Source organism: Paenibacillus protaetiae, from assembly GCF_004135365.1.
In the GTDB taxonomy this organism is placed as follows: domain Bacteria; phylum Bacillota; class Bacilli; order Paenibacillales; family Paenibacillaceae; genus Paenibacillus_AP; species Paenibacillus_AP protaetiae.
In genome coordinates, this window is the sequence record NZ_CP035492.1 from 1,898,154 (window position 1) to 1,919,503 (window position 21,350).

The following is a 21,350-nucleotide window of genomic DNA, read 5'->3' on the forward strand; positions in this document are numbered from 1 at the left end:
AATCCCCTTAAGTGACCAGGTCATCTTACCGTCTGGTAAACGAGGCCGATGGCTCCAGAATCAAAGGTCTTGTTTTCGATTAACTTAAGATTGATTCTCTCCTTGACACCTTGGAATAACGGCAATCCCTTTCCGATCAGGACGGGAGAAACCGTAATTTTATACTCATCAATTAAATCAAACTGCATAAGGCGGTGCGCGAATCTGGGACTGCCGAGGATAACCATATCCTTGCCTGGCTGCTGTTTGAGGTGATTGATCTCTTCCTCAACATTTTCTTTCACGAGTCTGGAATTATTCCATTCGACTTTCTCCAGCGTCGTGGAAAAAACGATTTTGGCTGTCTTTTCAATCCACTCGGCATGATTCCGTTCATGCTGCGAAGCGGATGGGTTCGAAGGCACAGATGGCCAGTAACTGTACATCATCTGATAAGTCCCGCGCCCCCAAATGACCGTGTCGGCAGTACTCAAAATTTCTTTCGCGTGTTTCTCCAAATCAGCATCGTAGGAAACCCAGCCAATGTCCATTGCACCATTCGGCCCTTCTACAAAACCGTCAAGCGATGCGTGCAGAAATAGAACGAGTTTTCTCATGTTCAGTTCTCCTTTGTTCATGAGGGATATCTACATTTTTACATAAGCAGAAAGCCGAAGCATTGTTGCGTTCGTGCCGGCGGCAGTAAACAGACATGATTTAACCAGCATCTTTTTCTTATTCGATGAGGTATACTCATACTCCTTGTTGTCTATATAACGGAACCAAGCCAAAAAGGAGCTGTCCCCCGGCCATCTTGCGATGGCTTCGGGGACAGCTCCTTTTATTCAAACGGGGTATTCCCCGCTAACTCGCTTATTTAACCGATTTAGCCCAGTCTTTAGCGAATTTGTCCAAACCTTGGTCCGTCAAAGGATGTTTGGAAAGTTGTTCGATAACGCTGTAAGGAATCGTCGAGATGTGTGCGCCAGCCAGTGCTACGCGGGTAACATGGTCAGGGTGGCGTACGGAAGCTGCGATGATTTGCGTGTCAAGGTTAGCTACGCGGAACAGCTCAGCGATTTTAGCAACCAGTTGAACGCCATCTTCGGAGATGTCATCCAGACGGCCCAGGAATGGCGAAACGTAAGTTGCGCCAGCGCGAGCAGCCAGAAGCGCTTGGTTAACCGTGAAGATCAAAGTAACGTTTGTTTTAACGCCTTTTTTCGTCAGGTAACGGCAAGCTTCCAAACCAGCAAGCGTCATTGGAAGTTTGATTGTAATATTTTTGTCGCCGCCGTTGATTTTGATCAGTTCGTTGGCTTCAGCGATCATTTGCTCAGCAGTAACAGCGTCTGGAGTAACTTCCGCGGATACGGATTCTACTTCCGGTACAGCTTTCAGGATTTCTTCGATGCGGTCTTCGAATTTCACGCCTTCTTTAACAACCAGGGAAGGGTTCGTCGTTACGCCCGACAAAATGCCCATTTTGTACGCTTTTTGAATGTCATCCAAGTTAGCAGTATCGATGAAAAATTTCACAATCCATTACCTCCACTTAACTATAATTTATTTTTTTTCGACAGCGTGTCCACCAAATTCGTTGCGGAGAGCCGCTACGACTTTACCAGTGAACGTATCGTTGTCAAGAGAACGATAACGCATCAGAAGCGACATTGCAATAACCGGAGTTGCGGTTTGCAGGTCAAATGCCGTTTCAACCGTCCATTTGCCTTCGCCGGACGAATGCATGATGCCTTTGATTTCATCCAGGTTCGCGTCTTTCGAGAAAGCGCGCTCCGTCAGTTCCATCAGCCACGAACGGATAACGGAACCGTTGTTCCATACGCGTGCTACTTTTTCGTAGTCGAAATCAAAGTCGGATTTTTCAAGAACTTCGAAACCTTCGCCGATAGCAGCCATCATGCCGTATTCTACGCCGTTGTGAACCATTTTCAAGAAGTGGCCGCTGCCGGATTTGCCAGCGTACAGGTAGCCGTTTTCGTTAACAGCCGTGTCTTTGAACAAAGGCTCAACGATAGCCCAAGTGTCAGCGTCGCCGCCGATCATGTAGCAAGCGCCGTTACGAGCGCCTTCCATACCGCCGGAAGTACCAACGTCCATGTAGCTTACGCCCAGAGCTTTCATTTTTTCGTAACGAGCGATCGACTCTTTGTAATGCGAGTTGCCGGCTTCGATTACGATGTCGCCTTTTTCCAGCAGAGCGGATACTTGATCCAGAACTGTGTCAACAACGCCGTGAGGAACCATGATCCATACGATTCTTGGAGCTTGCAGGTTTTGTACCAGCTCTTCGAGCGTGTAAGCGCCAGTTGCGCCAAAACCTTTCATTTCGTCAACTGCTGCTTTGTTCAGGTCAAATGCTACAACCTCGTGTTTGTGGTCGAGCAAGTTTTGGCCCAGGTTAAGGCCCATTTTTCCTAATCCAACTAAACCGACTTTCATGGGATTCCCTCCGAGTGAATAATTATGTGTAGAAGCATTTTTCCTCGCGGAAAAATGCTTTTATCTTGTTATAACGTTTGTCAAAAGCCCCGATTTTATCGGTTCAACAAGCTTGCAGCCGTTTGGGCAACATTGTCAGCCGTAAAGCCGAAGTAAGCGAGTACTTGGTTGCCGTTGCCGGATGCGCCGAACGTATCGATGGAAATGATTTTGCCGTCGTTGCCAGCGTAACGTTCCCAGCCTTGACGGATACCCGTTTCGATTACAACACGGTTTTTAACTGCGGCAGGCAGAACCGATTCTTTGTATTCGTCCGTTTGTTTTTCGAACAGTTCCCAGCTTGGCATCGAAACAACGCGTACCGAAACATTGTCTTGTTCCAGTTTCGCTTTTGCTTCAACAGCAAGGGAAACTTCGGAACCTGTTGCAACGAGGATTACGTCAGGCGTTGCGTTTGTTTCCGTCAGCACGTAAGCGCCGGAGGAAAGCTGTGCAACGTTTGCTTTCGTTTCTTCGAATACAGGCAGGTTTTGGCGGCTCAATACGAGCGCTACCGGACCTTCGTTTTGTTGCAGCGCGTAAGCCCAAGCGTTAGCTGTTTCGTTAGCGTCAGCAGGACGGATAACCGTCAGGCCTGGGATTGCGCGCAGCGCTGCCAAATGCTCAACAGGCTCATGGGTAGGGCCGTCTTCGCCAACAGCGATGGAGTCATGCGTAAATACATACGTTACAGGCAGCTTCGAAATCGCAGCCAGACGGATGGATGGACGCAGGTAATCGTTAAATACGAAGAACGTGCTCACGAATGGCTTCACGCCGCCATGCAGCGCCATGCCGTTGCCTGCAGCGCCCATAGCGTGCTCGCGAACGCCGAAGTAAACGTTGCGGCCTGCATAGGATTCCACAGCAAACGTTTTTTCACCCGCGATATCCGTCATTGTGGAGTGCGAAAGGTCCGCGCTGCCGCCAAAGATGGACGGGATCGATTTAACGAAGTGGTTGATGGCTTGTCCGCTTGCAACGCGAGTCGAAACCGTTTTGGACGTGTCGAACGTCAGAACGTCTTTCGCTTCGATCAGCACTTTGCCGCTGATAGCATCAAGCAGTTCTTTTGCAAGCTCAGGATGAGCTTCTTTATAGGAAGCGATCAGGCGGTTCCATACGGATTCCTCAGCATCGCCTTTATCCTTAATGGATTCCAGGTGAGCTTTCACTTCAGCGGGCACATAGAAGTTTTCTTCGTAGTTCCAGCCGTAAGCCGCTTTCGTCGCTTTTGCTTCTTCAAGGCCCAGCGGATTGCCGTGCGCTTTGTTCGTGCCGGCAACTTTAGGGCTGCCGTAACCGATGATCGTTCTGATTTCGATGATCGTAGGTTGATCAGCGTTCAGTTTTGCTTCTTCGATTGCTTTCGTGATTGCTGCAACATCGTTGCCGTCTTCCACGCGCAGGTATTGCCAGTTTGCGGATTCCGCACGTTTTTGGATGTTTTCCGAGAACGACAGGTTCAGTTCGCCGTCAAGGGAAATATCGTTGGAGTCGTACAAGGCAATCAGCTTGCCGAGCTTCATGTGGCCGGCCATGGACATCGCTTCGTACGAAACGCCTTCCATCAAGCAGCCGTCGCCAACAAGCGCGTAAGTGTAGTGGTCGACTACCGGGTAGCCTTCACGGTTGAACTTCGCAGCCAGATGCGCTTCAGCCATAGCTACGCCAACAGCTGTTGCGATACCTTGGCCCAAAGGACCCGTTGTAGCTTCTACGCCGTCTGTGTGGCCAACTTCAGGATGGCCTGGCGTCAAGCTGTTCAGTTTGCGGAATTGTTTCAGATCGTCGATCGAAACGCCGTAGCCGAACAGGTGCAGCAAGCTGTAAAGCAATGCCGAACCATGGCCCGCGGATAAAATGAAACGGTCGCGGTTAAACCAAGTGGAGTGGTTCGGGTTATGTTTCAATTGGTTCGCCCAAAGCGCGTATGCCATTGGAGCCGCGCCCATAGGCAGGCCTGGATGGCCGGAGTTTGCTTCGTTGATCGCATCGATGGACAGAGTGCGGATCGTGTCAATTGTCAGTTGCTCAAGCTCTTGTTTCTGCATATGCTTCTCCTTTTTTTTCCTTGCGGATAGTGCCTTCATCCAGCCACCATTGATCGTCGCCAAGAAGATCGAATGCAGCTTGAGGTCCATAAGAACCAGCAGCGTATGGCTGAAGAGGGAGTTTGCCTTGCTCAACAGCTTTAAGGATTGGTTCTACCCACATCCAGGACAGCTCAACTTCGTTCCAGTGAGCGAAGAAAGTAGCGTCGCCGCGCGATGCGTCGTAGATCAGGTTCTCGTACGCTTCCGGTTGTTCCGTCAGCGAAGAGTAGCAATTTACATAAACCGGCTCAAATTGGCCGTCGGAAACACGGTCTTTGCTGTTCAGCTGAAGCGTAATGCCTTCTTTTGGCCCAATTTCGATAACAAGCAAATTAGGTACGTAGGAATCATCGACTTTAGCCGATTTCAAAGGCTCTTTGAATTCGATCACGATACGGGTGGATTTTTCTTTCATCCGCTTGCCCGTACGGATATAAAACGGAACGCCTTCCCAGAAGTAGTTGTCGATCCAAAGTTTTGCCGCGATAAACGTGTTGTTTTGAGAATCAACAGCTACGCCCGGCTCATCCTTGTATCCTACAACTGGTTGGCCGTTCATTTCCCCTGCAACATATTGCCCGAGGACGATTTGGCTCGAAATTTGATCTTCTTGAAGCGGACGAAGCGACTCCATCACCATGCGTTTTTTGTTGCGCACGTCTTCAGGGCTGCTTTCTTTCGGAAGCTGCATCGCAATCATCATCATCAATTGGAGCATATGGTTTTGGAACATATCGCGAAGCGCGCCGGAGTGATCGTAATAGCCAGCTCTTTCTTCTACGCCGACCGTTTCGCTTGCCGTAATTTGCACGTTAGCGATATAACGGTTTGTCCAGAGCGCATGAAGTACAGGGTTGGAGTTCTCAAGCACTTCCAGGTTTTGCACCATCGGTTTGCCCAAATAGTGGTCAATACGGTAGATTTCTTCTTCCGTAAACGATTTAGTCAATTTCTCATTCAGATCGCGTGCCGATTGCAGGTCGCGGCCAAATGGTTTTTCAATAATAAGACGTTTCCAGCCTTTTGTAGCGCCCAGGCCGCTGGCTTGAATGTTAGCCGCGATAACCTCAAAAAATTCAGGGCCTACCGACAGGTAGAACATCCGGTTTTCAGGAAGGTTAAGCTCTTGCTCTCTTTGTTTCACCAGCTCAAGAAGCTTCACATAATCTTCTGGACGGCCTACGTCCAATGCGCTGTAACGGAACGCGCCAAGGAAATCCTTGAACGACTTTTGATCAGTTACTGCGCGTCTAGAGAAAGTATGGATCGATTGCTCAACTTGCTTTTGGAAATCTTCATGAGCAATTTCACGTCTTCCCAGCCCGATGATCGAAAACTTCTCAGGCATTTTTTGGTCCAAAAATAAATTGTACAAGGCAGGGAAAATTTTTCTTTTCGCTAAATCCCCTGTTGCACCAAACAAGACGAAAGTCATGTCCATGGTTTTCTCCTCCTATCCTTAGAGGTTACTTAAAATCACCTACAAAACTACCGTCCACCATGATACTGCTAGATTTTCAATTCGTCAATATAGATTTGACAACTTTGTGAATCCATGAAAACCCTTTCATTGCAGGCATTTCGTGTGTTATAGTTAATATATTCACATCTCAGATTTCATAAAATTACAAGGTAAACTATGATTACCAAGTAAAGAGGGTGACCCGATGAACAACGCTGCCCGGCTGCTGCCCCTGCGTGAAAAAGTAGAGGCCGCCCATCAGCTCATCAGCAAAAAATGGGTAAGTCTCATCATCCTTACCCTGATGGAAGAACCAAAACGTTTTAGCGAAATCCAATGCAAAATTCCCGACCTTAGCAAAAGAATGCTGATTGAACGCATCAAAGAACTGGAGGAAGCAGGCATCATCATCCGCAACGCCATCAAGGACAAGCCCGTAAGGACTGAATATTCCTTGACCCGAAAAGGAACCGAGCTTGGCAGAGCGTTAAGCGCGGTCGACCATTGGGCCGGCAAATGGCTGTAGCTTGCCGCATCATTGACGATACAGACGAAAAAAAGGACTGCAAGGAAGCGGATGCTTCTTCTGCAGTCCTTTATTATGGATTCCGGCCGTCGAACGTGCCGATCAGGCTTTTATGAATCCAGATGGCGGCCTGGCTGCCGTCGCCCATAGCAATGGTCACCATCTCCGAATGGCTGGTCACATCTCCTGCCGCCCACACATAATCGGCAGTTGTCAGCTTCGTCCTCGGGTTTGTAATGACATGCCGGTTGTCCGTCAGACCTGCCCCCAGCTGTTCCGCAAGCCCCGACCGCACTTCATTGCCGCCAAAAGCTAAAAATGACTTGCTGCACCGTATGGCGGTGCCGTCCTTGAGCATAACGCCCCGAAACTGCGATTCATCTTCGACTTCAATCTTTGCAACCGGCTGTTCGTAATACGGAATGTCCTGCCCGGCCAGCTGCGCCAGCAGTTCGCCGGGCACATCCGCTGTTTCATGATTGATGTATATAATGCGGCTTGTCCAATGCCTTAGCGTCAGCGCCATATTTGCGCCGGCCGTGCCGGAGCCGATCACAGCCACTTGCTGATCCGCCACCTCATAACCGTCGCAGTCCGGGCATATGTATACACTGATGCCCAAGCACGGAATAAGCTCCCGGAAGCCGGGAATGCGGTCTTTAACGCCCGTAGCGAGCAGCAGTCTGGCGCCGGTTATTTCCTCCCCGCTTTCAAGCTCCAGCACGAAGCATTCGGTGCGGCGCCGGGCAGTAACGGCTGTGCCCGCGATGAAACGGACGCCAAGCCGCTCAGCTTGAAGTCTGCCCGCAGCTCTCAGCTTCATGCCGCTGACGCCTTCCGGCCAGCCGATTAAATTATCATAGTTGCGGCAATAGGCTGAGCGGCCTTCCGCTGCGTCCACAACCGCTATTTTGTGGCGGTAACGTCCAAGCTGAATAGCAGCTTGCAAGCCAGCAAAGCCGCCTCCCACAATAACGCAATCATATTGCATAGTCCCTCCGCAAAATATCGGTTTTACTCAGTATTCCCTTGCAGCACTTCCCTATCCGAAACCTTCCTTCGAGCAAAGATGCCGCTGCACAACGCTCTCCATTATAGCCAAAATAAGCATTCCATATAATAGAAGAATTGGGATGTCCGCATATTCATCAGCCGTATGCCGAAGATCCATGGACAGCAGGTCCAGATCTATTTATGGAATAATTCATAACATGACAATCCATTAATATCCAGATCCCATTCTGAATATAAGCATAATCAATACAAAACGGTTTCTTCCTATTATATTTGAACCGGGAGTGTGGCAGGTTAAAGAAAGGTTATCTGACTTCTCTAAATAAAAATAAAAAGCCCGGTTATAACCGGGCTTCCAATTATGATAGGCTGCCAATCGCTTTGCGTACGGCTGGAGCAACCTTCGTTGCCAGCAGTTCAATAGACGAAGCGATTTGGCTGAACGGCATTGCGCCGATATCCATTTGGGCCATAAACCGGGTATGCCCATACAGTTCGTGCTGCTTAATAATCTTTTCCGCCGTTTCTTCCGCGCTTCCGATAACAAGCGCCGTCTCCGGCCCGCAAAAGGCGTCGAATTGTTCCCGGCTAAGCGGTCCACGGTTCATAAATCCGCTGTAATAATTGGCGTAATGCGGATAAAATTCGGCACGGGCCTGCTCGGAAGTACGGCCGATAAAGCTGTGGCCCGTAATGGCCACTTTAAGCGACTGCTCGGGCACTCCCGCTTCTCTTCCTGCCCGCTTGTACTCCTCAACAAGCGGCTTAAACCGGTGCGGGTCGCCGCCCAAAATCGCAAGCGCCATGCCTGCGCCTAATCTGCCGGCAAGCGCTGCGCTTGCCGGCGTTCCGCCTACGCCAAGCCATAACGGAATTTGGTCCTGCTTCGGCCGCGGAGCGATTTCCGCTTCGCTAAGCGCAGAACGGAACTTCCCGCTCCAAGTGACGATCTCATGTTCATTCAGCTCAAGCAGCAGGTTCGTTTTTTCCCGGAACAGCTCTCCGTAGCTTTCCAGGTCGTATCCAAACAAGGGGAACGATTCTACATAAGCGCCTCTGCCCGCAATAATTTCCGCTCTGCCGTCCGAGAGCAGATCAAGGGTCGCAAAATCTTCAAAAACCCGGACAGGGTCGGATGTGCCTAAAACGGTTGTCGCAGATGTAAGCCGGATTCGGCTTGTCGCCTGCGCAATTGCAGCAAGCAGCACCGGCGGCGATGATATCGCAAAATCAAGGCGATGATGCTCGCCGACGCCAAACACGTCAATGCCGGCCTCGTCAGCCAGCTTGGCCGCCGCCACCACTTCCCGCAGCCGCTGCTGCGCGCTCATGACGGTGCCCGTCACCGGGTGAGGCGACAATTCCCCTAACGTGTAAATGCCAAATTCAAACGTCTGGCTTCCGTCCGCGTTATGATCATGCTGTAAAGTTGCCACTGATGTTTTCCCCCTGTGTTTACGTAAGTTTATCCTTCGTATTGTTCAAATTATGCCGTGGTCCGTTTATTATTTCCGGATCATTCAAATAGCTGTCTACCTTAGTTACTTTATGTAAGTAATTATAATTACGTAATTAATTAGTGTCAAGTAATCGGATTTGCCGCAAAAAAAGGGTTTGGCGGCCGTGTCCCATCCGCCAAACCCTTGGCCCTATACGCTAAAACACCGATTTGATCTGCCCAACCGCCCATGCCAATTCCGCTTCCGATATAGTTAACGGCGGCGCAAGCCGAATGACTTTCTCATGTGTTTCCTTGCACAGCAGCCCTGCTTCTTTCAGTTTTTCACAATAAGGCCTTGCGGGTCCAGCCGTTTCGATCCCGATAAACAGCCCCCTTCCCCTCACTTCAACAATATCCGGATGCCGGATTTGCGACAATTCGGAAATAAAGGCTGCGCCTAATGCTAGCGAACGTTCCGCCAGCCGTTCCTCCTCCGTAACGCGGAGTGCGGCGACCGCAACCGCGCTTGCCAGCGGATTGCCGCCAAACGTCGAGCCGTGCGAACCCGGCTCGAACAAGCCAAGCACTTCGTCGTCAGCCGCCACGGCTGATACCGGCAGCACTCCGCCGCCCAGTGCCTTGCCCAATATATAGACATCCGGGACAACACCTTCCCAGTCGCAGGCAAACCGCTTGCCTGCCCGGCCAAAGCCGGTCTGGATTTCGTCGGCAAGCAGCAGCACATGCCGCTCCTTGCATATCCGCGCAGCTTCCCGCAGATATCCGTCAGGCGGAATGACAATGCCCGCTTCCCCCTGGATCGGCTCCACCAAAAAAGCCGCGGTCAGCGGTGTAATCGCCTGTTTGAGCGCCTCCGCATCCCCGTAAGGGATAATCGTAATGCCGGGCAGAAACGGGCCAAACTGGCTGCGGTACGCCGGCTCCGAGGACAAGGAGGTTGCCGCCAGCGTCCTGCCGTGAAAATTCCCTTCGCATACAACAATTTGCGCTTCTCCGTCCGGAATGCCCTTCGCGCGGTAACCCCAGCGCCTCGCCGCCTTAAGTGCCGTTTCCACCGCTTCAGCGCCTGTATTCATCGGGAGCATCCGGTCTTTGCCGGTAATCCCCGCAACAATCTCCATCAGCTCGGCAAGCGGTTCATTATAAAAGGCGCGTGACGTTAACGTCACCAGATCAGCCTGGCGCTTCAGCGCTTCAATAATACGAGGATGCCGGTGCCCTTGATTCAGCGCGGAATAGCCGCTCAGCATATCCATGTAACGGCGCCCGCCGGGGTCTTCCACCCATACGCCCTCCGCACGGGCGATGACGATCGGCAGCGGATGGTAATTATGCGCGCCATAGCGCCCGGTTGCGTCAATGGTTTCCTGCTGGTTGCGCATCGCATGAACCTCCCTTTCTGGCAGATCTCCGTACCATTTTATTCGGGGTCAGCTTGGCATACGCCCTATAGGAGGGAAGGCGGCAGCAAATACGCAGCGTTAGCCGGGTCAGCGATAACGGCGTGCTCTTGCATAACTGCGCGCCGAAGCACTGACCGGTTAGCCGGTCAGTGCTTGCGCACGGCGCTCGGCGCTATTTTTTTATGCTTTTTAAATAGGCGGCTGAAGTAATAAATATCGTTAAAACCCGTTGCAACGGCGATTTCCGAAACCGTGAGCGGGCTGCTTCGCAGCAGCTGATCTGCTTTGCTTATCCGCGTTTCGTTAACAAACTCCGTTACCGTCTTGCCGCTCAGTTCTTTGAACAGCCGGCTGAAATGAAACCGGCTTAAGCCGGCCATGCCGGCCAGCTGATCCACCGTAATCGGCTCTTGGTACTGCTTATCAATATATTCAAAAATAGGCGCAAACCGCTGGACGTTTTTCATCCGCTGGTCGTATTCGTCCGGCGTAAGCACAGTTGCGACAAAGCCGCGGAGCAGCAGCGCCAGCAGCCGGTACAGCTCCGACTTGATGGCCAGCTCGTAGCCAAACGAGCGGTTCTCCAGTTCTTGAATGATCGTAAGCATGGACAGCCTGGTCTCGTCGTTTGTAATCCGGTTGCCGAAGAGCAGCCGGTTCTGGGCGATTGGCGTAATAAACTTCATTTCAGCGGCATCCAGCGTGTGGCTTTGCAGCAAGGAGATGTCGGCAATAAGCGCATAATAAAACAAATGATCGGAATGGCTGATGCCGGCATGCAGCTCGTTGCTGTTGACAACGATCAGATCGCCTTCCTTCGCCCTCAGCGTAGCGGAACCAAGCTCAAGGGACGCTTCACCGGTAACAAAATATAAAAACTCCAGATGCTCATGCCAATGATGCGGGAACAGGACCTTGCCCTTTCCCTCGTGGCGGCAGCGGTGCACTTTGACCGGAAACCGGGGTTCCGGCATGTCCATCGGCTCGCGGAGCGCTTCATCCATTCGTGTATCCCCTTCCCTAATAAAGCACAATAGTGCAAATAGAAAGCACGCCGCATCATGGTGTAATTCCTTGAAAGCATTATAATACAAATCGGGTAATGCAGTATATTTTCGGAGGAGTGAGCGCTTTCATGCCGGCTATCAAAATTGGAGTCATAGGCGCGGGTTCCATATCCGCGATGCATTTGCAATCGTACGCTAATCATCCGGATGCGGAGCTGGTTGCCGTATGCGACCTGAAGGAGGACAGAGCGCGCCAGGCAGCCGTAAAATATGGCGCATCGCAAGTGTATACCGATTATAGAGAGCTGCTGGCATGCCCCGATATTGATGCCGTAAGCATTTGCACCTGGAATAACACGCATGCGGCAATCAGCATCGCGGCGCTTGAAGCCGGCAAGCATGTGCTGGTGGAAAAGCCGCTATGCCGCACTGTCGAAGAGGCGCTGAGCATGCAAGAAGCGGTTCGCGCTTCGGGCAAGCTGCTGCAGGTCGGGTTCGTCCGCCGTTACGATCCAAACGCCCAGCTGCTCCGTTCTTTTGTAGACCACGATGAATTCGGCGGCATTTATTTTGCAAAAGCGTCCGCCATTCGCCGTTTAGGCAATCCGGGCGGCTGGTTTGCCGACCGGGAGCGTTCCGGAGGCGGCCCGGTCATCGATATCGGCGTGCACGTCATTGATTTGTGCTGGTACATGATGGGCCGGCCCAAACCGGTTTCGGTCAGTGCCAACACATACAGCAAGCTGGGCAACCGCTCGGGCGTACGCCATCTTTCCTTTTATAAAGCGGCGGATTACGATGCGGACCTTAACACGGTTGAAGATATGGCGAACGCCTTGATCCGCTTCGACAACGGCGCGTCGCTGCTTGTAGATGTCAGCTTTACGCTCCACGCGAAAGAAAATGCCACTTCCATTAAGCTGTATGGTGAAAAAGGCGGTTTTGAGCTCGAACCCGAAATTGCGATCGTAACGGAAAAACATCATACGATTTTGAATATCGAACCTCAGACGGATCATAAAAGCCTTCAGATTGACGCTGCCTTTCAAGCGGAAATCGACCATTTTGTAGCTTGCGTACGCAGCGGCACCCCGCCGATCAGCCCGGTCGAAGACGGCGTTGCCATAATGAAAATATTGTGCGGCATTTACGAATCGGCCGCCAAAGGCGCGGAGGTGCGGTTATGAAGCTTGGCATAAGCACCTACAGCCTGTATCAAGCGTTAAGCAAAGGCGAAATGACGATTATCGACGTCATCCGCTTTGCGGCTGAAATCGGCAGCGAGCATTTGGAGATCGTACCGTTAGGCTTCCCGCTGCACGACAATCCGGAGCTGATCGGGGCAATCCGGCAGGAGGCGCAGGCTAACGGCCTTGTGTTGTCCAATTACGCTGTCGGAGCTAATTTTGCCGATTTGGACGATGAGGCATTGGAGCAGGAAATTGCCCGTGTAAAACGGGAGGTCGACATTGCGTCCGCTCTGGGCATCCGGCTTATGCGCCATGACGCCGCTTCCTCTGCAGACGTGTCGCTGGGCCATTACATAGCGGAGCTGCCCCGCCTCACTGCGGCATGCCGGGACATTGCCGATTATGCGATGTCCAAAGGGATAACGACAAGCGTTGAAAATCACGGTTTTTTCCTCCAGCGCAGCGAGCGGGTGGCGTCGCTTGTCCAAGCGGTTGGCCGCAGCAACTTTAGAACGACGCTCGACATCGGCAATTTCCTTTGTGCGGACGAAGATCCGGTTTTGGCGGTTGCAAACAATATTTCGATCGCATCCATGGTCCATTTTAAAGACTTTTATCGCCGCCCTTCGCGGCTGAATCCGGGCGCGGGCTGGTTCCGCACTTCAGGGGGCAGCTGGCTGCGCGGCGCTATTGTAGGGCATGGCGACCTTGATTTGCCCGAGATCGTACGGATTGTCAAGCAATCCGGATATGACGGCTATATATCCATTGAGTTCGAAGGGATGGAAGACTGCCGGACCGGCACCCGGTTAGGGCTGGAATGTGCGCGGAGGTTATGGAACGAAACAAATGTCTAAAGGAGGCAACTATAAATGACAGAGCAAGCGAAACCGGTGATAGCGAACAAAATCGGGGTCATTGTCGACAGCTTTCAGGCCGGCGTCATGAAAGGTCTCGCCAAAGCGCGCCAGATCGGAGCAGACGGGGTACAGATTTACGCGGTGCGCGGCGAGATGGACCCTGACGTCCTGACATCTGCCGCCCGCAAAGAACTGAAGGATGTCTTGGCTTCGCACGGGCTTGAAATATCGGCGCTGGTCGGCGATTTGGGCGGGCATGGCTTTCAGGACCCGGCTGAAAATGCCGCCAAAATGGAAAAGTCCAAGCGGATTATGGAACTGGCGGCGGAGCTTGGCACCTCCATCGTCACCACCCACATCGGCATCGTGCCGGCGGATGAAAACAGCCGCGTCTACGAAACGATGTTTAACGCCTGCTCCGAGCTGAGTGCTTATGCCAGCGCCATGAACGGTTATTTTGCGATCGAAACCGGCCCGGAGCCGGCCGCCCATTTGAAAAGCTTTCTCGATAAGCTTGGCTCCAAAGGCGTATCCGTAAATTTTGACCCGGCCAATATGGTCATGGTGACTGGCGACGACCCGGTGCAAGGCGTCTATACGCTCCGGGATTATATCGTCCATACGCATGCCAAAGACGGCATTAAGCTGGCGGCTGTCGACCCTCGGGATGTGTACGGCTTTTACGGATATGAAGCGCCTTCTATGGATCATGAGCAGTTGTCGGAAATGGCAGAAAAAGGAAAGTCATTCCGCGAGGTTCCGTTAGGGGAAGGCAGCGTCAACTGGCCGGCTTATTTGCAGGCGCTGCAGGATATCGGCTACAACGGCTACCTGACGATCGAACGCGAGGTCAAAACAAATCCGGAAGCCGACATTAAGCTGGCAGTTGATTTTTTGAAACAGTTTAAGGCATAGGCGTAGCGGCAAGCCTAGGCACTGCGCGTCCTATGCGCAGCCGTTCCGCTTCAGTGCGGACGGACGCTCCCGCATTGGATAAGGTGCGCGGCGGCTGAGCTGTCCGCCGCGCTGAACTGTTGTAAGGCAGCAGCGATAGCGGTTCAAGCTTCGCCTTGCTCCGCGGTGTTCTTGCTTTTCTTCCGCACAAATAATAATCGCCACAACGGCGGGAATGCGATCAGGATAAAAAATGTGCGGAACAGCTGATAGCCGGCGACTATAGAGAGGTCCGCCCCAATTTCATGGGCGATAATGCCCATCTGGTCGGCGCCGCCGGGAGCCAGGCTTAACAGTCCCGTAGCAGCAGACACCGGCCGGATAAGCGTAAGCAGCAGGCTTAGCAGGATCGCCGCGAGGAGGAGAAGCAAGCCGCTCCCTATCGCTACAAGCAGCGTCCGCGTTTTATTGGGCAGTTGTCCGGGCTTTAGCATAAGCCCAACAAAAATGCCGATGGAAAGCTGAGCCGCATCTGTAATGGAGACGGGCAGACCCGGCCCCGTTACGCCCAATCCTTGCAGCAGCGCAGCCCCAATTACCGGCCCAAGCAAAAATGCGGTCGGCAGCTTTACTTTTCGCCCGGCGTAAGCAAACAAAATACAAACCGCAGCATACCAGACCGCATTCGGAAACAAACCGCTCCAGCTTGCCTTGGCCGCCGCTTCCGGCAGCGCCGCCTGAACGATTCCGTCCACGTTAACGTGGTCGAACAGCGGACTGAACACAAGCAGAGGGATACAAATAACAATCATCATCAGCCGAATCACTTGCGTGATCGTAACCACCGTCATATTAATGCCGCCTGTTTCCTCGGCCAGTATAAGCACTTGGGTTAATCCGCCGGGAATCGCCCCCATTAATGCTGTTTTAAAGTCGGTCCGGGATACTTTGGATACAATAAAAGCGATTCCGGCACACAATAAAAGCAAGAGCGAAGTCATCAGCAGCATAAAAGGAAGCTGGCGGCCGATTTCTTTCAGGGCAGCTCCCGTTAAAGACAACCCGATTGTGTAGCCGACAATTATCATGCTGCCGGTACGGAACGGCCCGTACCAAGTAAACCGGCTAGGGAAAAAGCTGCTGCAAATGAGGACGAAAGCCATCGGTCCAAGCAGCCAAGGCACCGGAATGTGAAGCAGCTGAAACAAATATCCGCCAATCAAAGCGGCAATAAGCGAGCTTAGAATCGGAATCCATGAGTGCCGCTTAATCATAAGCTTTTCTCCCCTTTACTGCTGCTGATACTGAAGGGTAACCACCGTCTGGCCGGTATAACCGGACAAGCTTTCTTTGGTCAGCTCCAGCTCCTTCAGCTCCACATGCCTGCAGCCGGAAGCCGCAATAAATTTATCCGCTTTGTCAAAAAGCAGCCTGCCAACCAAACCTAGCGCCTTCGTCCGATAATGCATCGGAATCGCAATTTTCGGGTTCAGCTGCTTGATCACCTGGGCAGCCTCAGCACCGTTTAGCGTCATGCCGCCGCCGGCCGGCACGATCAGCACGTCCACCGGGCCAATCGCTTGAATTTGTTCCTCCGACAAAAGATGTCCCAGGTCGCCGCAATGGCATACGGATATCCCGTCTATTTGTAACGTAAACACGATGTTGCTGCCCCGTTTTTTCCCTTCGACCTTATCGTGGAACGTCGGTACGCCATGAACGGAAATGCCGTTTTTCTCATACGATTCCGGGCGGTGAACCATTAGGTACGAACCGGTCGCCACCTGAATTTGATTATGGTCGCGGTGATCATGCGTAACCGTTAAAATATCCACCTCGACCGAAGGTTGGCGGTAACCTAAAAACTTGTTGAACGGATCAATTAAAACGCGGGTTCCCTCCTCCGATGTTAATAAAAAGGAAGAGTGTCCATACCATTTCAGCTTCATAAAATAAAAATCTCCTTTTTTGTGTGCATTTTTTTGCACAATTTATAATAAAAAAATGAGTTATCCATTCGAATTAGAGGGCTGCCTGAACAGCTCTGTCAGCCACCCTCTAAAAATTCAGCTACCGTATGCTGGCCCAGTACTTTTTTGACTTGCTCGTTAATTTCCTCAAACAAGCGGGAAAATGAATTCAACATTTTATCACCGCCAAATGTATAGGCAGCCGCCTTGTCCGTAAACGGATCTTGCAGCAAGTCAACCTCATGAAGGGAAGTGTATACTTCAAACAGCGTAATTTGGTCCGGCTGTTTGGCCAACTGGTAACCGCCGGTTCTTCCTTGCCTGACTTCAACAATGGAAGCGTCCGCCATTTGGGCTAAAATTTTGCGCAGTGCCGTAGGTTCGCAGTTGATCCGCTCGGCAATCTCCGTGCTGGAGCGCAGCTCCGGGCTGGACGAAAGAACAAGCAGCGCTTGAAAGCCATATTTGAACCGTTTTAACTGTGCCATGCTTCAGCTGTCCCTTCGACCTTAATAATATGTGATTATTATTGCACATATTAATCAATTCTACAACTCTGAAGTCAATATTTCCCGGGAAACGATGCAAAATAAACCGCTTCAGCTGCTGAAACAGGCTGCAAAACCGCGAAGCGCTGCCTTTTTTCATCCAACAATGGAGTTAAACCCTTCATACCTAACCCCTCCGTAATAACGGGGGCAAACCCGCTGATCTCCTGTAATTCGGATCTCCTCCTTTGGATTTTTCCAATAAAGCCCTTCTTTTTTGCAGCTGCATACGGGAAGGTGCAGCGTTCAACTCTTTTTATAATTTACATATATTTCCTTATTTGTTCTTTGTCATGGCGGACTTGCCATCCATCATACATACATAAAAGCAGGCTGTGCGCCTATGACTATTAACCGGATTTGGGGGAGGTAACGATGCAAAACCGAAACGGGGAAAACGGAAAGCAGCAGCCGGTTGCGCCGCAGCACGCTATTCCGCAGCCTATCCGGAGAGATGGCGCTGGCGCTCCCGATTATGGCCCTCGGGATGTGATGAGGGATATGGAAAATCCGGATATGCTTGTCCCGCCGGTCACCGATGCAGGTTTGCTGCCCAATATGAGAGTGTCGTTTTCAGATACGCACATGCAGCTTAACCTTGGCGGCTGGTCAAGGGAGATTACGGTCCGTGATTTGCCGATTGCAACAACGCTTGCGGGAGTAAATATGGCGCTTACGCCCGGCGGCGTCCGGGAGATGCACTGGCATCAGCAGGCGGAATGGGCTTACATGATTGGAGGCAGCGCACGAATTACGGCGGTTGACCAGGATGGACGCAATTTTATTGCCGATATCGGTCCGGGCGATTTATGGTATTTTCCAGCCGGTATTCCCCATTCGATTCAAGGACTGGAGAGCGGCTGCGAGTTTTTGCTTGTATTCGACGACGGACATTTTTCCGACTTGAATACATTGTCAATATCGGATTGGTTTGCCCATACGCCCAAGGAAGTATTATCCGCTAATTTTGGCGTGCCGGAATATGCCTTTGCTTCGATTCCTTCCGGCCAGGTATACATTTATCAGGATCAGGTGCCCGGGCCGCTGGAAAGCCAAAAAATCGAGTCGCCATACGGCGAGGTGCCGCTCAGCTTTAAGCATCAGCTGCTTGCGCAAACGCCCATCCAGACGCCCGGCGGTTCAGTGCGGATCGTTGATTCTACGAATTTTCCGATCAGCAAAACAGTGGCGGCGGCGCTTGTCGAAATCGAACCCGGCGCCATGCGCGAGCTTCACTGGCATCCCAACAATGACGAATGGCAATATTATTTGACCGGTCAAGGCCGGATGACGGTGTTTGGCGGCAGCGGCGATGCGCGTACCTATGACGTACGGGCAGGCGATGTCGGTTATGTGCCTTTTGCATTCGGCCATTACATCCAAAACACTGGCACCGAAACTTTATGGTTTTTGGAAATTTTCAAAAGCGACCGGTTTATGGACGTTTCGCTTAACCAGTGGATGGCGCTTACGCCCAAAGAGCTGGTGAAAAGCAACCTGAAGGTTGGGCCGGAGCTGATGGACGCCTTGCGCAAAGAAAAATGGCCGGTAGTCAAATACCCGGGCTTTGGCATGGCGCCTAAAGGATAAGCCGCCGCTTATTGCCGCTAACGCAAACTACCCGCCGCCCCGTAAAGGGACGGCGGGTAGTTGCTCCAGGGCAATGAACCCGGGGTTGCGGCTTGCGAACCGGCTGTACGTTTAGAGGCGGTTGTCCGCTTACGGGCGATTGCCCGCTTATGGATCGGCTGCACGTTTAGAGGCCGGGGCGGCCCCGCTTCTACCGGATAAATTCCTTCAGCGCCTCTACATAAGCTTCGCCAAGCTGGGACAATGCGGTGTTTTTATGCGCTATCCAGCCGACGTTAATCGTCTCGTCGCAATCGAGCGGCACCGGAATAATATCATTGCCGTTCAAATCCGAACTGAGCACGCCGGTAGAAATGGTGTACCCGTTTAAGCCGATCAGCAAATTAAACAGCGTAGCCCGGTCATTGACCCGGATGCTTTTCGGATGGCTCAGCGTGCTTAATATTTCCTCGGAAAAATGAAACGAGTTGTATTCCCCTTGCTCAAATGACAAGTACGGATATTGCTGAAGCTGCTCGATGGTTACAATCGACTGCTTCGCAAGCGGATTCCGCGCACTGACGAACACATGGGGTTTCGCCGTAAACAAGCTGTGAAACTGCAGATTGGCGCTGTTCAACAGCTTGTAAATCACTTTGGCGTTAAATTCATTGACGTACAGGATGCCGATCTCGCTGCGCATCAGCTTCACATCCTCGATAATCTCGTACGTTTTGGTCTCCCGCAAAGCCAGCTCGTATTCCTCATGGCCGTAATCGTTCACCAGCTTTACAAACGCATTTACCGCAAATGCATAATGCTGCGTTGATACGGAAAAATGCTGCGGCGACGGCTTCCCGTTCAAGTAGCGGCTTTCCAGGAGCTCCGCCTGCTCGGTCACCTGCCGCGCATAGCCAAGAAATTCCGCCCTTCCGGCGTAAGCGTAATTCCTTTGTTCGTGCGCTCGAACAACGTAATGCGGAGCTCCCGCTCCAGCTCTTTAATCGCGCTCGACAAGCTCGGCTGGGAGATGAACAGCCGCTTCGCCGCTTCGTTCATCGATCCCCGCGCCGCCACTTCAATCATATATTTCAACTGCTGCAGTGTTACCATATCGTCGCTCCCACCAGCTTTACCTTCCGGCCTGATTATCCAGTATAATGGCGTTGATTCCGTTCAGGAACGCCATTGCGCTTGCTTTAATAATATCCGTATCCATCGCGCGGCCGGAATACGTTTTGCCGCCGTATTCAAGGCGGATGTTTACCCGGCCGATGGCATCTGTGCCTCTCGATAAGCTGTTAATTTTATAATCTTTTAATTCGACGTCCAAACCAACAAGCCCTTTGATCGCCCCGTACAGCGCGTCGATTTGCCCTTCGCCTACCGAGCTGTCGCGGAACGTTTCCGTTCCTTTCTTCAGCTTGACCGTTGCCGTCGGATACAGGTCGTTTGTTATTACTTGGAATGAAACAAGCTCGTACAGCTCCTTAGCGCTTGCATCATGATTGCCGTGATTGGACGCCAGCTGGAATACGTCATGATCGTACACTTCTTTTTTCGCATCGGCAAGTACAAGAAACTTCTGAAACAGCTGTTCAAAATCGTCCGAATCCCCTGTGCTGAAGCCAAGCCGCTCGACCGTATTTTTAAACGCATGGCGTCCCGAGCGCGCCGTCAATATGAGTTCCATACTGTCCGCGCCTACGTCCTCCGGCGCCATAATTTCGTATACTTGTTTATCCTTCAGCAAGCCGTCCTGATGAATACCTGAGGAGTGGGCGAATGCATTTTCGCCGGTGATCGCTTTGTTCACCTGCACGTCGAGGCCCGTCAGCAGCGTCAGCAGCTTGGAAGTGCGCAGCAGCTCTGCCGTTCGAATAGCCGTTTGGGCATGGTAGAAGTTATCCCTTACTTTCAAGCTCATGACCACTTCCTCCAGCGAAGTATTGCCGGCACGCTCGCCAAGCCCGTTAACGGTCACTTCCATTTTGTCAGCGCCGTTTTTAATAGCGGCAAGCGTATTGGCTGTAGCCAGGCCAAGATCGTTATGGCAGTGGACGCTGAGGAGAACATCGGGGTTCACATTTTTCAGCCGTTCGTTCAATTTGCGGATCAGCTCGCCGAATTCGTCCGGAACCGCATAACCAACCGTGTCCGGCACGTTAATGATCGTAGCGCCGGCTTTCACGACGGCTTCGATCGTTGCCCACAAATATTCAAAATCCGAGCGGGATGCGTCCTCCGTTGAATATTGGACATGGGGCAAAAGCGTTTTCGCATATTTGACCGCTTCAACGCCCATTTCGAGCACGGCATCCTTGGAACGGTTGAATTTTTTCTCCACATGGATGTTAGATGTGCCCAGCACAATGTGAATAAACGGATTTTGCGCCGGCTTAATGCTTTCATAGACCGACTCGATGTCCTTCTGAACCGCACGGGCAAGCGCCGTAATGGATACCGTGTCGCCAACGGTGCGGGCAATTTGCTGCACTGCCTGAAAGTCGCCTGCGGACGAAGCCGGGAATCCCGCTTCGATGATGTCCACCCCCAGCCGCTTCAGCTGCTGGGCAAATTCAACTTTCTGTTCCACATTCAGCTTGGCGCCAGGCACCTGCTCCCCATCGCGCAGCGTCGTGTCCAATACGATAATGTTGCGTTCCATGGATCTACTACCTCCCGAAAAATGAATGATATTGCCTTGATTTGTATGGAATGTACCTGAAATGGATGTACCTGAATGGCTTCCGTATCCTTGCTCTATATAAAGCGGGGCTGGCCAAACCCGGTCTTCAGCCAACAAAAAAACCCCGTCTCTACGTATAGAGACGAGGTTAACCCGCGGTACCACTCTAATTCATTCCT

General features: G+C 51.8%; 18 protein-coding genes, 1 pseudogene and 1 other annotated feature (1 of these 20 only partly in view). Of the genes and pseudogenes, 5 read left to right on the forward strand and 14 right to left on the reverse strand.

Features of this window, described 5'->3' with window-relative positions:
* Positions 1-20 precede the first annotated feature (20 nt).
* From ET464_RS08700 to zwf, 5 genes are all read right to left on the reverse strand, one after another.
* Positions 21-596 (reverse strand): dihydrofolate reductase family protein, encoded by a 576-nt coding sequence (locus ET464_RS08700; protein WP_129440103.1) that lies wholly within the window; start codon positions 594-596, stop codon positions 21-23.
* A 256-nt stretch (positions 597-852) separates the two neighbouring features.
* Positions 853-1,518 (reverse strand): fructose-6-phosphate aldolase, encoded by a 666-nt coding sequence (fsa, locus tag ET464_RS08710; protein WP_129440106.1) that lies wholly within the window; start codon positions 1,516-1,518, stop codon positions 853-855.
* Between the two features lie 27 nt (positions 1,519-1,545).
* Positions 1,546-2,442, reverse strand: coding sequence for a phosphogluconate dehydrogenase (NAD(+)-dependent, decarboxylating) (gnd, locus tag ET464_RS08715; protein ID WP_129440108.1), 897 nt, complete (start codon positions 2,440-2,442; stop codon positions 1,546-1,548).
* 95 nt (positions 2,443-2,537) lie between these two features.
* Entirely contained in the window at positions 2,538-4,535 is a 1,998-nt protein-coding gene (gene tkt, locus ET464_RS08720) for a transketolase (protein ID WP_129440110.1), read from the reverse strand.
* Positions 4,516-6,018: a glucose-6-phosphate dehydrogenase gene (gene zwf / locus ET464_RS08725; RefSeq protein WP_129440112.1), complete on the reverse strand. Its 1,503-nt coding sequence runs from the start codon at positions 6,016-6,018 to the stop codon at positions 4,516-4,518. The genes tkt and zwf overlap by 20 nt, the downstream gene beginning before the upstream one ends.
* Before the next feature lie 226 nt (positions 6,019-6,244).
* Between zwf and ET464_RS08730 the strand changes: the two genes are divergently transcribed.
* Complete coding sequence (locus tag ET464_RS08730) at positions 6,245-6,565, forward strand: winged helix-turn-helix transcriptional regulator (RefSeq protein WP_129440114.1); 321 nt, start codon at positions 6,245-6,247, stop codon at positions 6,563-6,565.
* Positions 6,566-6,638: 73 nt separating this feature from the next.
* Here ET464_RS08730 and ET464_RS08735 read toward each other — a convergent pair whose 3' ends face one another.
* The 4 genes from ET464_RS08735 to ET464_RS08750 all read right to left on the reverse strand — a co-directional run bounded on the left by ET464_RS08735 (position 6,639) and on the right by ET464_RS08750 (position 11,448).
* Positions 6,639-7,556 (reverse strand): NAD(P)/FAD-dependent oxidoreductase, encoded by a 918-nt coding sequence (locus tag ET464_RS08735; RefSeq protein WP_129440116.1) that lies wholly within the window; start codon positions 7,554-7,556, stop codon positions 6,639-6,641.
* 382 nt (positions 7,557-7,938) lie between these two features.
* Complete coding sequence (locus ET464_RS08740; RefSeq protein WP_129440118.1) at positions 7,939-9,015, reverse strand: LLM class flavin-dependent oxidoreductase; 1,077 nt, start codon at positions 9,013-9,015, stop codon at positions 7,939-7,941.
* 220 nt (positions 9,016-9,235) lie between these two features.
* Positions 9,236-10,423, reverse strand: coding sequence for an ornithine--oxo-acid transaminase (locus tag ET464_RS08745; RefSeq protein ID WP_129440120.1), 1,188 nt, complete (start codon positions 10,421-10,423; stop codon positions 9,236-9,238).
* A gap of 167 nt (positions 10,424-10,590) precedes the next feature.
* Positions 10,591-11,448 carry a helix-turn-helix domain-containing protein gene (locus ET464_RS08750; protein WP_129440122.1) on the reverse strand — a complete coding sequence of 286 codons (858 nt, stop codon included), beginning with the start codon at positions 11,446-11,448 and terminating at the stop codon, positions 10,591-10,593.
* Positions 11,449-11,579: 131 nt separating this feature from the next.
* On the opposite strand from ET464_RS08750, the gene ET464_RS08755 reads away from it, so the two are divergent.
* The 3 genes from ET464_RS08755 to ET464_RS08765 are packed head-to-tail and all read left to right on the forward strand — an operon-like array spanning position 11,580 to position 14,416.
* Complete coding sequence (locus tag ET464_RS08755; RefSeq protein ID WP_129440124.1) at positions 11,580-12,638, forward strand: Gfo/Idh/MocA family protein; 1,059 nt, start codon at positions 11,580-11,582, stop codon at positions 12,636-12,638.
* Entirely contained in the window at positions 12,635-13,498 is an 864-nt protein-coding gene (locus tag ET464_RS08760; protein ID WP_129440126.1) for a sugar phosphate isomerase/epimerase family protein, read from the forward strand. Before ET464_RS08755 ends, ET464_RS08760 begins: the two co-directional genes overlap by 4 nt.
* Positions 13,499-13,513: 15 nt before the next feature.
* Positions 13,514-14,416: a sugar phosphate isomerase/epimerase family protein gene (locus ET464_RS08765; RefSeq protein WP_129440128.1), complete on the forward strand. Its 903-nt coding sequence runs from the start codon at positions 13,514-13,516 to the stop codon at positions 14,414-14,416.
* Between the two features lie 143 nt (positions 14,417-14,559).
* On the opposite strand, the gene ET464_RS08770 is transcribed toward ET464_RS08765, so the two are convergent.
* The 3 genes from ET464_RS08770 to ET464_RS08780 form a co-directional block, all read right to left on the reverse strand.
* Positions 14,560-15,669: an AbrB family transcriptional regulator gene (locus ET464_RS08770; RefSeq protein ID WP_129440130.1), complete on the reverse strand. Its 1,110-nt coding sequence runs from the start codon at positions 15,667-15,669 to the stop codon at positions 14,560-14,562.
* A gap of 15 nt (positions 15,670-15,684) precedes the next feature.
* A complete protein-coding gene (locus ET464_RS08775) occupies positions 15,685-16,344 on the reverse strand; it encodes an MBL fold metallo-hydrolase (protein WP_129440132.1) in 660 nt (219 codons plus the stop codon).
* Positions 16,345-16,442: 98 nt separating this feature from the next.
* The gene (locus ET464_RS08780) at positions 16,443-16,853 is read right to left on the reverse strand and encodes an RrF2 family transcriptional regulator (RefSeq protein ID WP_129440134.1); all 411 of its coding nucleotides are present in this window, start codon (positions 16,851-16,853) and stop codon (positions 16,443-16,445) included.
* A 435-nt stretch (positions 16,854-17,288) separates the two neighbouring features.
* On the opposite strand from ET464_RS08780, the gene ET464_RS08785 reads away from it, so the two are divergent.
* Positions 17,289-18,503 carry an oxalate decarboxylase family bicupin gene (locus tag ET464_RS08785; protein WP_129440136.1) on the forward strand — a complete coding sequence of 405 codons (1,215 nt, stop codon included), beginning with the start codon at positions 17,289-17,291 and terminating at the stop codon, positions 18,501-18,503.
* A 190-nt stretch (positions 18,504-18,693) separates the two neighbouring features.
* Here ET464_RS08785 and ET464_RS08790 read toward each other — a convergent pair.
* Positions 18,694-19,595 (reverse strand): annotated as a pseudogene (locus ET464_RS08790) (LysR family transcriptional regulator).
* Positions 19,596-19,614: 19 nt separating this feature from the next.
* On the reverse strand, positions 19,615-21,150 hold the full coding sequence (locus ET464_RS08795; protein WP_129440138.1) for a 2-isopropylmalate synthase: 1,536 nt from the start codon (positions 21,148-21,150) through the stop codon (positions 19,615-19,617).
* Between the two features lie 156 nt (positions 21,151-21,306).
* Positions 21,307-21,350: a binding site (T-box leader), on the reverse strand; it runs 191 nt beyond the window's last position.